The sequence below is a fragment of the Isoptericola sp. GX10416 genome, from assembly GCF_056590155.1.
In genome coordinates this window covers 16,505-31,543 of sequence record NZ_JBWPVO010000010.1, presented here as the reverse complement: position 1 = coordinate 31,543, position 15,039 = coordinate 16,505, and the positions used below count along the sequence as shown (strand labels likewise).

The following is a 15,039-nucleotide window of genomic DNA, read 5'->3' as shown; positions in this document are numbered from 1 at the left end:
CGGTCGGTCAGGCCGGCGCGGTGACGGAAGAATCCTGGCGGGCGGCGGCGTCCCCGTCGAGCGCGGTGAGCTGGTCGCGCAGGGCACGGACGCGGTCGTCGTGGTCCTGCTGGGGGTCGCGGGTGAACAGCAGCATGGTGGGCAGCGACGTCGCGAAGTAGTCGATCCGCGCGCGACGGCAGGCCTGCTCCTCGACGTACCGCGCGAGCCCGTCGCGCAGCGCCTGTGCCTCGGCGTCGCGGCCCAGCCGGCGCAGAGCCAGGACGGACGCGGCCGTGCGCTCCGAGTGCTCCTGGACAGCCATGGACTCGAAGTCGCCGTGCTGGTCGGCCGCGGTGCGCCACGCCCGGCGGGCGTCGTCCAGCCGGTCGCCGGCGGCGAGCGCGTCGCCGAGCAGCAGGTGCACGTCGGCGGTGTTGGCCAGCGGGTGCCGAGCCTCACCGAGCGACTCGGGCGGCGTCAGCGCGGCGGTGGCCTGCGCCAGCGCGGCGGTGGCGTCGCCGTCGTCGAGCGCTCGCCGTCCGGCATCGAGGTGCGCGGCGTCCCAGGCGGCCAGCACCCGGCCCTCGCCGCCCTCCCACGGCTGGAAGGAGCGTCCAGCGAGGACGTCGAGCGCCTCGCCGCTGCGGCCCACGTCGGTGAGCAGCTCGGCGAGCTGGACGGTGAGGTCGTCGCGAGCACCGACCAGGTCCGGCCGCTCCAGCAGGGACCGCAGCCGCTGCTCGGCGGGCGTGCCGCGCCGGGCGGCGAGCTGGTCGGCCTCGTACAGCAGGCGGGCGTCGTCGGGGGCGAGGGCCCGCGCCCGGGCGTACCAGCCGGCGGCTGCGTCGGCGTCGCCGTGCACGTTGTGCGCCGCGACGCCGAGGTTGCGCAGCACCACGGGATCGGTGCCGTCTCCCGACGCCGCGACCTCCCAGGCCGACGTGGCCTCCTCGCGCCGCCCGGCCGCGTACAGCCGGTGGCCGGCGAGCCCCGCGACGAGCGGGTCCTGGGGCCAGGCCCTGCGCAGGCGGGCGAGCATGTCGTCATCGGTCTGCGCGGGGAACGCCCAGTCCCGCGGGGCGTGCCCGGCCCGCTCCCTGGCCTCGGCGGCGGCGGCGCCGTCGCCCCGGCCCAGCGCCAGGTCGGCGCGGTGCAGGAGCGCGATCGCGCGAACGTCCCGCTGTCCGTGCGGGGACGGTCGGCTCGCGACCTCCTCCAGCAGCTCGACGGCGACAGCGGTCTCCCCCGCCGACGCGTGCTCCAGGGCGACGTCCAGCGCGATGGTGGGATCGTCCGTCGCTCCGGCCGGGACCTCCAGACCGAGCCGGGTGCCGAGGTCGCGCGCCCACGCGTCCAGAGGGTCGACGGCGAGCGTCCCGCGCACCAGGTCGCGGGCGGCGTCCGGGTCACCACTGCGCAGGGCGGCGACCGCGGCGAGGTTGCGGCCCTGGACGTGCTCGGGGCTGCGGCGCAGCAGCGCGTCGAGCTCGTCGACGGCGTCCGCGAGCCGTCCGGCGGCGAGGTCGAGCCGTGCCGTCGCGACGGCGGCCGCGTCCCGCCAGGCGTGGTCCCAGGACGCGGTGCCCAGCGCCGCTCGTGCCTCGGCCGGCCGACCCTGGCGCGCGAGGACGACGCCGAGCCGGTAGTGCGCCTCGCCGTCGCGCGGGTTGGGGTTGCGCAGCGTCAGTCGGTCGGTCGCCGTGCGCAGCAGCCGCTCTGCCTCGTCGAGCCGTCCCGCCCGCGCGCGGCGTGCCGCGAGCGCCGTCGCGCACCGTGCGTCCCCGGGGTCCCGGCGCAGGGCCTCGGCCCAGTACGGCTCCGGCGAGCGGGTCGCGTGCCGGTACTGGTCCAGGTGCAGGCCGGTGACGTACAGCTCGTCGGTCGACGCGATCTCGCCCGGGGCGTGCGGCTCGGTGGCCGGGTCGGGCAGGACGGTGTCCTCGTCCGCGACGGGTCGGGGACTCCACGTCAGCAGGATCACGCCGTCGTGCCCGACGACGAGCTCGTAGGCGCTCGCCTCGACGCCCGCCGGGCCCGCCAGGTCGCGCACGAGCGGCGATCCAGGCGCGACGTCGGCGTGCTCGTCCAGCAGGACGTCGTCGCCCGCGCGCAGCATCACCCGTGCTCCTGGCCGTGGCGCGGTCACGGCGACGCCGACCCGTACGGCGGCCGGCCCGCCGGCACGCGGGTCGACGTCGAGCCGCACGGCGACGTCCCGCGTCGCCTGGTGCACGGGGCCGATGTCCTGGATCGGGTACCAGTACTGGCTGAACGTCGTGGTGTCTCCCGGTCGCAGGAACGCGAAGTCCGGCTGGTTGTCGGTGAAGACGCCCGCCATGAGCTCGACGTACGGGCCGTTCGTGTCGGTGAGGTGCCGGTCCCAGGCCCAGCCGAAGGGCGCGTTCCCCCAGGTCCACATCTTCTTGCCGGGCGAGACGCGGTGGTCGGCCCAGTGCACGAACCCGGCGCCCGCCGCGTGGTCGTACCCGCCGAAGAAGTCGTCCTGCGAGCCCAGGCACATGTACGACGTCGGCACGGGGATGTTGCGGTAGCGGTCCAACCGGTCGCCGTCGGGGCGCTCGGGGGTGCGCTGCGCCGGGTAGTCGACGCCGTAGTAGCGGCCCTGGGCCGCGGGGAACGTGGTGACGGCGCGCTTGGCGTGGTCCGCGACGACGGTGACGTCGGTCGGGAAGAACGCCTGGTAGTCGTCGTGCACCGCGGCGGCGACGTTGGCCCACCACAGGAACGTCTGCACGTCGTCGGTGCGGTTGACCAGACGGACGCGCAGCTCGACGAGCGCGCTGTCCGGCCGCAGCCGCACCCCGTGCAGGCCCTGCATCCGGGTGAACGGGTCGTGGTCGGAGCACCAGACGGTGACGGCGCCGTCCGGCTCGTCCTCGATCCACGCCTCCGTGGGCAGGAACGTGCCGGGCCGGTGATGCTGCGGCCAGTTGAGCTCCACGCCGCCGGAGATCCACGGCCCGGCCAGGCCGACCAGGGCGGGCTTGATGACGTCGTTGCGATAGAAGAAGTCGTAGCCACGGGTGCGGTCCAGGCCCACGTGGATGCGCCCACCCAGCTCGGGCAGCACCATGAGGCGCACGTACGCGTTCTCGAGGTGGATCGCGTCCCAGTCCCGGGACGCCTTGGAGCGTGCGACCTGGTCGACGAACGGCAGCGGGTACACCGCCCCCGACGACCCCTGGTACACCCGCTGGTCCAGGTAGGCGGGGTACCGGTCAGGACGCCCGACGTCGTAGGTGTCGATGCTCACCGGCGCCCGCCAGCCGCGCACCACACGGTCGGCCAGGTGCTCCGGGACGGGTGGCAGGACGATCCGCGACTCTTCTTCGGGCATAGGACGAACCTAGGTGGCTTGACCGCACCGCACGATGGGCGAAACCCTGGCGCGCATGGACGAAACAACGGTCGATGCCGTCGGACCGGTCCGGGACGGCTTCGCCGGTCAGCGCATGGTCGTCGTGCCGCGCCCCACGGTGCGCACCGCCCTGGCCCGACCGGTGACCGGACGCCTGCTGGTCACCGACGCCGGGTTCTTCCCGCACGCCGTCCGGCACGGACGCGAGCGGCCCGACGGCGCGACGGAGCACGTCCTGCTGGTCTGCACCGACGGCGCCGGCTGGTTCGCCGCGCCGGACGGACGCCTCGACGTCCGGCCCGGGGACGTCGTGCTGGTGCCCGCCGGGACACCGCACCGGTACGCCGCCGCCGAGCACGACCCCTGGACGCTCTGGTGGCTGCACACGACCGGCCCCGACGCCGACGAGCTCGCTGCCGCAGCCCGTGACGCCGTCGGTGGCCTCGTGGCGCACCTGCGCGACCCCGCGCCCGTCGCCAGCCTCGTCTCCCAGGCCATCGACGCCCTCGACACCGGGACCGCCGGCGGGCTCGTCCGGGCCGCAGGTGCCGCATGGCACGCCCTCGCGCACGTCGTCGCGACCGGCCGTCGCTCCCCCGGCCCCGCCCCCGACCCCGTGGAGCGCGCCGTGGCGCACCTGCGGGTCACGTCCCCGCGCCGGACCTCCGTCACGGCGCTCGCGGCGATGGTCGGCCTCAGCGCGTCACAGCTCGGCGCCCTGTTCCGCGCCCAGGTGGGCGCCTCGCCGCTGCAGTACCAGACAGGCCTGCGCCTGGCGCGGGCCCGCGAGCTGCTGGACTCCACCGACCTGCCCGTGGCCGCCGTCGCGCAGGCGTGCGGCTACGACGACCCGCTGTACTTCTCGCGCCGGTTCACGCGCACGCACGGGACGTCGCCGACGGCATACCGGGCACGTCAGGCGTGACCGATGCCTCGCCGCGACGATCAGACGTTGAACGCAGTATCCGCCCTCTGACCTGCAAGTTCACCCTGGCCGGCGGGTCTGTGGGGGAACCGTGGGGGAATCAGAGCGCAGAGCGCTCCCCGCCGAAACGGGGTCCGCAGGAGCCTGACAGGAATATCGAGATTTCCAACGTGGCATCGGCGACGCCACCCGATGAGTCTATCGACGGCATCGGGGCCCGCGCCGCGGCCACTCAAGTCGGGGCGTGGGCGAGAGACGGCCCGGGCCCCGACGACACTGTGTTCGAACCAGTGACCTCTTCGGTGTGAAGGCAGACAGACCACCGAACCCGTCCCCCTGAACCGCGGAAACACGCCGTTCCCGTTCACCCCCGTCCGTCCGTGCTCGAAGCCGTAAACCAGCAGATGGACCAGCAGCCGAGGCTTGGACTGGCCCGGACGTTCCCTCACGAGCTTGCTCTTGTGCGACGAAGGACCCACCCGTCAGGGAGCCTCCACTTCTCAACGTCACCGCGGGCCTGCCAGGCGCCCTGCCGATACCGGCGCGAGGGGTCGTTCCCGCACCACAGGTTCTCGACGGTTACTTCTGAAGTAGCGGACGATGGCTACATTCAGTGCGCCGGGCTCGCCGACCGACAGGCACCCGAGTTTCGCGCCAACGTCGACGATGCCTACCTTGCCGACGAGGATCACGATGTCAACGTCCGGCCACCTCGACCCCGGGGCAGGAGGACAACCCCGCAGCGCCGAGGAGCGTCAGGCGTCGAGTGCGCGTGGCGATTCGGCGTCGAGTCGGGCCAGCGCGCCGCCGTCGTACTCAGCGATCGTGACCCGCTCGATCGCGGTGCCGCCGGCGCGGATCGTCTCAGCGAGGCTGCGGGCACTGGTGCGGCAGACGCTGACAGGACCTGCGTCGGGGTAGGCGGCGTCGATGGTCTCGGGCAGGACAAGGCGGCCGCCGAGCTCAGGGTCGGCCTGTCGTCCGGTCCACCACCGCTCGACCGCGCGGTCGTGCGCGGTCTGCTGGTCGGTCTCGACGGACACGATGACCAACGCCTGATAGTCGGCCTTCGCGAGAGACAGCAAGAGACGCTCCCCGTACGCGGGCGACGCCATGGTTGCCTCCAGGACGACGTCCATCCGCTGGACGAGGGCGTCGCGGCGCACCGCGTTGGCCACCTCGGTGGACACGGTGTGCAGCAGCGGCGACAACTCCAGGGGACCCAGGGTGCCACCGTCGGGCAGAACCGTGGACAACAGATCGGCGTAGAACGCCGGGTGCTCGGCGCACCAGCGGGCGAGGTAGTCCTTGACCCTGTCCGGGTCGATCACCAACCGCGAACTCAGATCCGGGACCGCGATAGGCAGGATCGAGGACTTGCCCGCCCCAGGAGGGCCGGCCGTGGCGACCACGCAAGTGCCCCGGCGCGTGACACTCCCGGCGAAGGGGTCCAGATACCAGTCACGGGCCTCACGCACCAGGCGCCGCTGCTCCCCGCGAGTCAACAGCGAGTCCAGCGGCGCGCCGCCGCGGACAGCAGCGCACACCGCAGCGTGCGCACTCGCGCGCAGGTCACTCACGGGCGTCGAGAACCTGATCGACCTCGTCCTCGCTGATCAACCCGTCCTCGCACAAATCGTCCAGGTCAGCCCAGGAATCGCCCGGCAGGACACCGTCGACCGGATCGACGACCCGCGGCACCCACGACTCCATCGACGCCAGCCGCTCAAGCATCTGCGCGGTAGAGAGCTGCCCGACGAACCGCTGCAGCACGACCTCCTCGACCGACTCACGCTCCGCACCGAGCGCGCGCGCCCGCACGATCATCCGGTGCACGCTGGCCTGAGACAGGTGAACCGCCGCGGCGATGTCTCGCTGCGGCACCCCGTCCAGCGACGCCAGATACACCTGACGCATCCGGTCGATCTCAGCCAGCCGAGCACGGACATAGGACAGCCTCAAACTCGGCTCGTGCGCGGCGACAGCAACAGCAGACATGACTTCCTCCTCGACCACCAGGCTACGCGCCGATTCATCCTGAATCAACACCGGTGATGAGCTCATCGGCCGGCACCAGGCCGCGCCCTCGCGGGCCCACACTCGAGCGACCCGCACATCTGCACCCAGCCTTCCCTGGAGATCACGATCCCCCGTGGCAATCCCCGCCAACCCAGCGGCCTCAACGGCACCACAAATCGAGCGTCACCTATCCGTGCAGCAGTCCCGGACGATCTCGGGCACCAGCAGCCCGTCTCTCAACGATCGCGCCGACGCCGGTCTGGTCTTCGCGGCACGGTACCCGCGAGAGGTGATGAACCCACGAACTCCCCGGGCGCAGCACCCGACAGATGGCCTCGACCCCGAACTGATCCTTGTGCTCGTCGATGAACCGGATCACTTCGTCGTGGGGCGGTCGAGCTCCTTGGCGAAAAACACGCTCGCCGCCTTGAGAATCTCGTTCGCACGCCGCAGCTCGGCGACCTCGCTCTTGAGACGCTTGATCTCCGCGGCCGCCTCGGTCGTCACCCCGGGCCGCTGCCCGGATTCGACCTGCGCACGCCGCCGCCACAACCGCAACGTCTCCGGACTCATCCCGAGCAGGCCCGCGACATGCCTCGCCGCCGCGGTCGGGTTCGGGTGGTCACCACGGGCATCGGCGAGCATCCGCAACGCCCGCTCCCGCATCTCAGGTGTGTACTTGGCCATCAGGTTCCATCCTTACAGTTCGGACGGAACGAAACCCAGGGCGATTCAATCTTGTCGGCGAACACCCGCGAGTGCCGGGCGAAGTCGGGCCCGGTGTAGCGGGCCCGCCACCCGGTGACCTTCTTGGTCGTGGCGTTCTTGCGAGCTTCAAGCTCGCCGAACGTGCGCTTCTGTCCGGACTTGCGTGCCATGGGCGGTCCTCCACCCCATCAGGTGTCCTGCCGACCCCGTTCCTGGTGGGGGAAACGCACGCGCGTCCAAGAGCCGCCCGGAGGGCCGACCTGCGCAGACGTCCCGAATCTCGTGGGGGAACAGTGGGGGAACGGGTGGCCCTCCGAGGCCACTCCGGTCCACCCGTGTCCACCCAGCGATTTCGAGAAACCGCAGGTCAGACGGTGTTTCCGCAAGTCAATCGACCTTCGAGAGCACCGCATCTCCTTTAGACGTTGAACCCCAGCATCCGCAGCTGCTCGCGACCGTCGTCGGTGATCTTCTCCGGGCCCCACGGCGGCATCCACACCCAGTTGATCCGCTGGCCCGTCACGATGCCCTCGAGCGCCTGCGCGGCCTGGTCCTCGATGACGTCGGTCAGCGGGCAGGCCGCCGAGGTGAGCGTCATGTCGATGGTGGCGTGGTTGTTCTGGTCGAGCTCGATACCGTAGATCAGGCCGAGATCGACGACGTTGATGCCGAGCTCGGGGTCGATGACGTCGCGCAGCGCCTCCTCGACGTCGGCGACGTTGGTCGGGGCCGCCACCGGTTCGGTGGTGTTCTCAGTCATCGGTTCCTCCGGGTCGGTGGGCCGGCGCGCCGCTGCGCGCCAGCGAGTCCTTCAGCGCTGCCCAGCCGAGCAGCGCACACTTGATGCGGGCGGGGTACTGCGAGACCCCGGTGAACGCGTCGGCGTCGCCGATCGCGTAGAGGGCATCGTCGTCGTCGAGCCCCTTGCCCCGCGACGACATGAGGTCGTGGAAGATTGCGTCCAGGCGGGCGACCTCGGCCAGTTCCTGCCCCTCGACGAGGCCCGCCATGACGGAGGCGGACGCCTGCGAGATCGAGCACCCCTGGCCCTCCCAGGAGACCCCCGCGAGCCGCACGCCGTCGGCGCCGGTCTCCACGTCGACACGCAAGGTGATCTCGTCACCGCACGTCGGGTTGACCTGGTGCGACTCCCCCGCGAGGTGGCCCGGTACGGCGTCGACCAGACCGCGCCCCTGCGGGCGCTTGGCGTGGTCGAGGATCACCTGCTGGTACATCTGCTCGAGCGAGCTCACGGCTGTCCTTCCCCGGGGTACGGACCGAGCCTCCCGGTGCGTTGCTTCATCGTTCAGTCCACACCGAAGAACGCGCGCACGCCTGCCAATGCTTCCCGGAACGCGACGACGTCCTCGACGCTGGTGTACACCGACGCCGAGGCCCGCGCCGTGGCGGCCACGCCGAACCGGCGGTGCAGCGGCTGCGCGCAGTGGTGTCCGACCCGCACCGCGATGCCGCGGTCGTCGAGCACCTGGGAGACGTCGTGCGCGTGGACGCCGTCCACCACGAACGACACGACGGCCACCCGGTCGGCGGCGTCGAGCGGTCCGACGACGCGCACGCCCGGGATCTCGGCGATCTTCAGCAGCTCGGCCGCGATCTCGTGCTCATGGACGGCGACCTTGTCCATGCCGAGCTCGTCGAGCCACTCGGCGGCCACGCCCATGCCGACAGCCTGGGCGACCATCTGGGTGCCGGCCTCGAAGCGCTGCGGCGGCGGCGCGTAGGTCGTCGTCTCCATGGTGACGACCTCGACCATCGACCCGCCGGTCGTCACCGGAGGCATGGCTTCCAGCAGCTCTCGCCGCCCGTACAGCGCGCCGACCCCGGTGGGACCGACCATCTTGTGCGCGCTGAACGCCGCGAAGTCCACATCGAGCGCGTGCAGGTCGACGGGCAGGTGCGGCACGGACTGGCAGGCGTCCAGCACCGTGAGCGCCCCGACACGGCGGGCCGCGGCCACGAACCGGTCGACCGGAGCGATCGCCCCGGTCACGTTGGACACGTGACCGAACGCCACGACCCGGGTCCGGTCGGTGACGACGTGGTCGAGGGCATCGACGTCGAGCCGGCCGTCGTCGCCCACGCCGATCCAGCGCAGGACGGCACCGGTGCGGGCGCACAGCTCCTGCCACGGCACGAGGTTGGCGTGGTGCTCCGCCTCGGTGACGAGGATCTCGTCGCCGGGCGCCAGGCGGAACCTGGCCGCCGGCTCTCCCCCGCGACCCGAGGTCGCGTTGGACAGTGCGTACGCCACGAGGTTGATCGCTGCCGTGGCGCCCGAGGTCCAGACGATCTCGCCGACGTCGGCCCCGACGAACGCGGCCACGGCCGCGCGCGCCTGCTCGAACGCCTCCGTCGCCTCCTCGGCGAGCTGGTGCGCGCCGCGGTGCACGGCGGCGTTGCGCTGCTCGTAGAAGTCGACCTCGGCCTCCAGGACCACGTTCGGCTTCTGCGACGTGGCCGCGGAGTCGAGGTAGACCAGCGGGCGACCGCCCCGCACCGTGCGCTCCAGCAGCGGGAAGTCCGCCCGGATGGCGGCGAGCTCACGCGTGGTGAAGCTCGCTGCCGGGCGCACGGTGTCGGTGGCGGTCATCGCAGGTCCTCAGGCGGACGCGGGGGTACCGGTGGTGAGGAAGCGGTCGTAGCCCTCGGCCTCGAGACGCTCGGCGAGCTCGGGCCCGCCCTCCTCGGCGATCCGACCGTCGACGAAGACGTGCACGAAGTCGGGCTGGATGTAGCGCAGGATGCGCGTGTAGTGCGTGATGAGCAGCACGCCGACGTCGGTGGTCTCCTTGGCACGGTTGACGCCCTCGGAGACGATGCGCAGCGCGTCGACGTCGAGACCGGAGTCGGTCTCGTCGAGGATGGCGAAGTGCGGCTTGAAGAGCTCCATCTGCAGGATCTCGTGGCGCTTCTTCTCACCGCCGGAGAAGCCCTCGTTCACGGAACGCTCGGCGAAGGCCGGGTCCATGCGCAGGTTCTCCATCGCGCCCTTGACCTCCTTGCCCCAGTGACGCAGGGCGGGGGCCTCGCCGGAGATGGCCGTCTTGGCGGTGCGCAGGAAGTTCGCCACGGACACGCCCGGCACCTCGACGGGGTACTGCATGGCCAGGAAGAGGCCGGCGCGGGCGCGCTCGTCGACGCTCATCGCCAGGACGTCCTCGCCGTCGAGCGTGACGGTGCCCGAGGTGACCTCGTACTTGGGGTGCCCGGCGAGGGCCGAGGCGAGCGTGGACTTGCCGGAGCCGTTCGGGCCCATGATGGCGTGCGTCTCACCGGACTTGATGGTCAGGTCGACGCCGCGCAGGATCGGCTTCGGGCCTTCCTTGGTCTCGACGCTGACGTGCAGGTCGCGGATCTCCAGGGTGGACATCAGGTGGTTCTCCAGGTCTGTGTTCTCGAAAGCTAAAGGATCAGGACGCCACGGCGACGGTCGCGTCGACGTCGACGAGCACGTTGCCGTCCTCGACGCGCACCGGGTAGACGGGCACGGGCTGGACCGCGGGGAGCTGCAGCGGGCGACCGGTGCGCAGGTCGAACTGCGACCCGTGCAGCCAGCACTCCACCAGGCACCCCTCGACCTCGCCGTCGGACAGCGAGACCGCCCCGTGGGAGCAGATGTCGCTGATGGCGTGGAACTCGCCGTCCGCGTCACGCACCACGGCGACCGGCACGGTCCCCGACACCCCGGCCAGCTCGACGAGCGTGGCCTCCTCGGGGGCGAGGTCGTCCGCCGCGCAGGCGATCTGCATGGCCATGCCTCAGGCCTCCGACGCCGGGACGCCGGTGATGACGCTCATCGACTTCTCCAGCTCGGCCTCGATCGAGGCGAGCAGCCGCTCCTCGACCGACGAGACACCGATCTCGTCGATCAGCTCGGCGAAGAAGCCGCGCACCACGAGACGACGGGCGTCGGCCTCGGGGATGCCGCGAGCCATGAGGTAGAAGAGCTGCTCGTCGTCGAACCGGCCGGTCGCCGACGCGTGGCCCGCGCCGTCGATCTCGCCGGTCTCGATCTCGAGGTTCGGCACGGAGTCCGCACGCGCCCCGTCGGACAGCACGAGGTTGCGGTTGAGCTCGTAGGTGTCGGTGCCCTCGGCCTCGGCCTGGATGAGCACGTCGCCGACCCAGACCGCGTGCGCGCCGGCACCCTGCAGGGCGCCCTTGTAGGTGACGCGCGACTTGCAGCGCGGCACGGCGTGGTCCACGAAGAGCCGGTGCTCCTGGTGCTGGTTCGCGTCGGCGAAGTACAGGCCGACCATCTCGACCTCGCCGCCCTCGGCGGTGAAGGTCGCGTCCGGGGTGACGCGCACGACGTCGCCGCCGAACGTCACCACGACGTGCTTGAGCTTGGCGTCGCGGCCGATGACTGCTCGGTGCGACGAGGCGTGCACCGCGCCGTCGGCCCAGTCCTGCACGGAGACGACCGTGAGGTTCGCGCCGTCGCCGACGACGACCTCGAGGGTCTGGTTGAGCAGGGCGTCGCCGCGGTGGTCGACGACGACGACGGCCTGGGAGTGCCGCTCGGCCTCGATGACCAGGTGGCTCGCCGTGGCGTCCTTCGAGACGCCGTCGACGCGCACGGAGGTGACGTCGGAGGCGACGGCCTCGGCCGGCACCGTGACGACGGTCGCCTCGGCGACGGCGTTCCAGGCGGCGACGGCGGTGCGGTCGCCGGGCTTGCCGGCGCGGCCCAGGCGGGCGTCGCCGGCGGCGACGGTCTCGACCTTGACCTCGGGGGCGGCGTCGACCGTGACGGTCACGCCGTCGGTGCCGAGGGTCTCGGCGAACAGCGGCTGGAGGCGGGCGACCGGCGAGAAGCGCCACTCCTCCTCACGGCCCGACGGCACGGGGATGTCCGCGAGGTCGAAGGAGGTGACGCGTTCCGCGCGGGAGCCGGCGGGGACGACGCCGTGCGAGTGCGCGCCGTCGGCGACGGCGCGCGAGTGGTCCGTCGTGAGATCTGTGGTTGCGGTCATTTCAGCCGACGGACCCTTCCATCTGCAGCTCGATGAGGCGGTTGAGCTCGAGCGCGTACTCCATGGGCAGCTCGCGCGCGATGGGCTCGACGAACCCGCGCACGATCATGGCCATGGCCTCGGTCTCGTCCAGGCCTCGGGACATGAGGTAGAACAGCTGGTCCGCGCTCACCTTGGACACCGTCGCCTCGTGCCCCATGGACACGTCGTCCTCGCGGACGTCGACGTACGGGTAGGTGTCGGACCGGGAGATCTGGTCGACCAGGAGCGCGTCGCACAGCACGTTCGACGCGGACGCGGTGGCGCCCTCGAGCACCTGGACCAGACCTCGGTACGACGTCCGGCCACCGCCGCGGGCGACCGACTTGGAGACGATCGAGCTCGACGTGCGGGGCGCGGCGTGCACCATCTTGGCGCCGGCGTCCTGGTGCTGTCCCTCGCCGGCGAAGGCGATCGACAGCGTCTCGCCGCGGGCGTGCTCGCCCAGCAGGTAGATCGCCGGGTACTTCATGGTGACCTTGGAGCCGATGTTGCCGTCGACCCACTCCATGGTCGCGCCGGCCTCGGCCGTGGCGCGCTTGGTGACCAGGTTGTACACGTTGTTCGACCAGTTCTGGATGGTCGTGTAGCGCACGCGGGCGTTCTTCTTGACGATGATCTCCACGACCGCGGAGTGCAGCGAGTCCGACGAGTAGATCGGCGCGGTGCAGCCCTCGACGTAGTGCACGTAGGAGCCCTCGTCGGCGATGATCAGCGTCCGCTCGAACTGGCCCATGTTCTCGGTGTTGATCCGGAAGTAGGCCTGCAGCGGGATCTCGACGTGCACGCCCGGCGGGACGTAGACGAACGAGCCGCCCGACCACACGGCGGAGTTCAGCGCGGAGAACTTGTTGTCGCCCGCGGGGATCACGGTGCCGAAGTACTCCTGGAACAGCTCCGGGTAGTCGCGCAGGCCGGTGTCGGTGTCGACGAAGATGACGCCCTGCTCCTCCAGGTCCTCACGGATCTGGTGGTAGACGACCTCGGACTCGTACTGCGCGGCGACGCCGGCGACGAGGCGCTGCTTCTCCGCCTCGGGGATGCCGAGCCGGTCGTACGTGGCGCGGATGTCCTCGGGCAGGTCCTCCCAGCTGGTGGCCTGCTTCTCCGTGGAGCGCACGAAGTACTTGATCGAGTCGAAGTTGATCCCGGTGAGGTCGGCGCCCCAGCCCGGCATCGGCTTCTTGTCGAACAGGCGCAGCGCCTTGAGGCGCGCCTTGAGCATCCACTCCGGCTCATTCTTCAGCGCGGAGATGTTCGCCACGACGTCCTCGTTGAGGCCACGCCGGGCGGACTGTCCGGCTGCGTCGCTGTCGCGCCAGCCGTACTCGTAGGCGCCGATCGAGGCGATGATGTCCTCGTCGGACCGCTGCTCCGGAGCCGCGTTCGCGGCGTCCTGGGTAGGGGCGCTCATCGTGTTCCTTCCTGCGTGCCGCGCGAGCGGCGGGCGGGGGTGGGGGGAGCCAGTGGGACGTTGGTGACGCAGGCGTGCGCGCCGCCTGCGAGGGTGGCCAGCCGCTGGACGTGGGTACCGAGCAGACGGGCGAAGGCGCGCGCCTCTGCCTCGCAGAGCTCGGGGAAGTCCTCGGCGGCGTGCTGCACGGGGCAGTGGCCCTGGCAGAGCTGGACGACGGGCACCTGCGGTCCGACGACGGGTCGGACCGAGGCGGCGTAGCCGTCGGCCGCGAGCAGGTCGGCGAGCTGCGCTGCCCGTTCGCGGGGGTCGGTGGCGGTCAGGCGGGGCGCGTACCGGCGCACGACGGCGTCGTTGCGCTCCGTCGCGAAGGCGGCGACCGCCTCGTCCCCGGCGGTGCGTCGCAGGAACCGCATGGCCTGGGTCGCGAGCTCGACGTCCTCGCCGCCGAGCTCGGCCTGGCCGGACGTGCTGACGACGTAGCGCCGGGCCGGACGGCCGCGCCGGGCGGCGCCGGCGGCAGGGCCGGCGTCGTGCACCGTGACGGTGCCCTCGTTCTCGAGGCAGCCGAGATGACGGCGCACCGCGGCGGAGGTCAGGCCCAGGGTCGCAGCGAGCTCGCCGGCCGTGACGGGCCCTTCCGTCGCGACGAGGCCGAGGACGCGACGGCGCGTGCCGTCGACGTCCGTGCCGGACGGCGGCAGCGTGACGGGCGCTGGCGCTGACGTCACGTGGTCACCTCCCGGTTCGTCGCCGGGCACAGATCACCCGGACAGCCTCGTCGATATACATAACATCCTTGTTGCGTAATGCAGGATGTCAAGCAAGGCATGCCTCACCGAACCCGCGGATCCCCTGGTCCCGACGCCGGCTGCGACGCACGTCACACAGGTTTCACCGCACCGTCACGACCACGTCATCCGTCGTCAGCCCTCGACGACCTCGCCCTCGATCACGTCGGGGTCGCTCCCGGCCTGCTTCCCGATCTTGCGCATCCGCAGACCGAGCGACACCAGCACCACCCCGATGACGATCGCGAAGATCCCCACGAGGATCGACATGAACTCGATCGTCTCGCTCGGCCGGACGAAGCACACCACCGCGAGCGCCACGAAGATCAGCCCGGAGACGAGCCCCCAGACCCACGAGCCGCCTCCCTGCGAGCGCATCGCGAACGACCCGAAGATCTGGAGCAGGCCGAAGAGCAGGGCCCAGATCGCGACGAGCGCGAGGAAGAGCGTGAGGGTGACGCCGGGCAGGAACAGCATCACCGCACCGAACACGACCGCGACGACGCCGATCCCGGTGTTGACCGACCCCGCCTGGGTGCCCTTGCGCCGCAGCCCGTCGACAAGGCTGACGATGCCGTCGACGATGACGAACGCGCCGAACACGCGCACGAGCATCCCGGGGGTCTTGTCCGGCAGGGCGACTGCGAGGATCCCGAACGCCACGGCGAGCACGCCGCGGATGACGGGCCAGTACCAGATGCGTCGCGCCAGCTGGGCGAGATCGGCCGGCTGGGCGAACGTGTAGAAGGTCATGGTGTCTCCGCTCTTCTCGACTCCGTAGAATC

At 71.5% G+C, this 15,039-nt stretch carries 15 protein-coding genes; 1 reads left to right on the top strand and 14 read right to left on the bottom strand.

The genetic code is table 11. The features are described 5' to 3' along the window. Nucleotides 1-7: 7 nt before the first annotated feature. Nucleotides 8-3,340, bottom strand: coding sequence for a DUF5107 domain-containing protein (locus ACWAT2_RS14205; protein WP_480048949.1), 3,333 nt, complete (start codon nt 3,338-3,340; stop codon nt 8-10). Between the two features lie 55 nt (nt 3,341-3,395). Between ACWAT2_RS14205 and ACWAT2_RS14200 the strand changes: the two genes are divergently transcribed. Then, nucleotides 3,396-4,286, top strand: coding sequence for a helix-turn-helix domain-containing protein (locus ACWAT2_RS14200; RefSeq protein ID WP_480048948.1), 891 nt, complete (start codon nt 3,396-3,398; stop codon nt 4,284-4,286). Between the two features lie 755 nt (nt 4,287-5,041). On the opposite strand, the gene ACWAT2_RS14195 is transcribed toward ACWAT2_RS14200, so the two are convergent. The 13 genes from ACWAT2_RS14195 to ACWAT2_RS14135 all read right to left on the bottom strand — a co-directional run bounded on the left by ACWAT2_RS14195 (nt 5,042) and on the right by ACWAT2_RS14135 (nt 15,007). After that, on the bottom strand, nt 5,042-5,866 hold the full coding sequence (locus ACWAT2_RS14195) for a zeta toxin family protein (protein ID WP_480048947.1): 825 nt from the start codon (nt 5,864-5,866) through the stop codon (nt 5,042-5,044). After that, nucleotides 5,859-6,350, bottom strand: coding sequence for a hypothetical protein (locus tag ACWAT2_RS14190; protein WP_480048946.1), 492 nt, complete (start codon nt 6,348-6,350; stop codon nt 5,859-5,861). Before ACWAT2_RS14190 ends, ACWAT2_RS14195 begins: the two co-directional genes overlap by 8 nt. A 330-nt stretch (nt 6,351-6,680) precedes the next feature. Beyond that, the gene (locus ACWAT2_RS14185) at nt 6,681-6,992 is read right to left on the bottom strand and encodes a transposase (RefSeq protein ID WP_480048945.1); all 312 of its coding nucleotides are present in this window, start codon (nt 6,990-6,992) and stop codon (nt 6,681-6,683) included. Next, nucleotides 6,992-7,183, bottom strand: a complete 192-nt coding sequence (locus ACWAT2_RS14180) for a hypothetical protein (protein ID WP_480048944.1) — start codon at nt 7,181-7,183, stop codon at nt 6,992-6,994. Before ACWAT2_RS14180 ends, ACWAT2_RS14185 begins: the two co-directional genes overlap by 1 nt. Nucleotides 7,184-7,431: 248 nt before the next feature. Further along, entirely contained in the window at nt 7,432-7,773 is a 342-nt protein-coding gene (locus ACWAT2_RS14175; protein WP_480048943.1) for a metal-sulfur cluster assembly factor, read from the bottom strand. Further along, the gene (gene sufU, locus ACWAT2_RS14170) at nt 7,766-8,266 is read right to left on the bottom strand and encodes a Fe-S cluster assembly sulfur transfer protein SufU (RefSeq protein WP_480048942.1); all 501 of its coding nucleotides are present in this window, start codon (nt 8,264-8,266) and stop codon (nt 7,766-7,768) included. The genes ACWAT2_RS14175 and sufU overlap by 8 nt, the downstream gene beginning before the upstream one ends. A gap of 53 nt (nt 8,267-8,319) precedes the next feature. Next, nucleotides 8,320-9,624, bottom strand: coding sequence for a cysteine desulfurase (locus ACWAT2_RS14165; protein ID WP_480048941.1), 1,305 nt, complete (start codon nt 9,622-9,624; stop codon nt 8,320-8,322). Between the two features lie 9 nt (nt 9,625-9,633). Further along, nucleotides 9,634-10,404 (bottom strand): Fe-S cluster assembly ATPase SufC, encoded by a 771-nt coding sequence (gene sufC, locus ACWAT2_RS14160; RefSeq protein ID WP_480048940.1) that lies wholly within the window; start codon nt 10,402-10,404, stop codon nt 9,634-9,636. Nucleotides 10,405-10,444: 40 nt separating this feature from the next. Next, nucleotides 10,445-10,789, bottom strand: a complete 345-nt coding sequence (locus ACWAT2_RS14155) for a non-heme iron oxygenase ferredoxin subunit (RefSeq protein ID WP_480048939.1) — start codon at nt 10,787-10,789, stop codon at nt 10,445-10,447. 3 nt (nt 10,790-10,792) lie between these two features. Further along, the gene (gene sufD / locus ACWAT2_RS14150; protein WP_480048938.1) at nt 10,793-12,010 is read right to left on the bottom strand and encodes a Fe-S cluster assembly protein SufD; all 1,218 of its coding nucleotides are present in this window, start codon (nt 12,008-12,010) and stop codon (nt 10,793-10,795) included. Between the two features lies 1 nt (nt 12,011). Next, entirely contained in the window at nt 12,012-13,463 is a 1,452-nt protein-coding gene (sufB, locus tag ACWAT2_RS14145; RefSeq protein WP_480048937.1) for a Fe-S cluster assembly protein SufB, read from the bottom strand. Next, nucleotides 13,460-14,194 carry a helix-turn-helix transcriptional regulator gene (locus ACWAT2_RS14140; RefSeq protein ID WP_480048936.1) on the bottom strand — a complete coding sequence of 245 codons (735 nt, stop codon included), beginning with the start codon at nt 14,192-14,194 and terminating at the stop codon, nt 13,460-13,462. Before ACWAT2_RS14140 ends, sufB begins: the two co-directional genes overlap by 4 nt. Before the next feature lie 195 nt (nt 14,195-14,389). Next, on the bottom strand, nt 14,390-15,007 hold the full coding sequence (locus ACWAT2_RS14135) for an HdeD family acid-resistance protein (protein WP_480048935.1): 618 nt from the start codon (nt 15,005-15,007) through the stop codon (nt 14,390-14,392). Between the last annotated feature and the right edge of the window lie 32 nt (nt 15,008-15,039).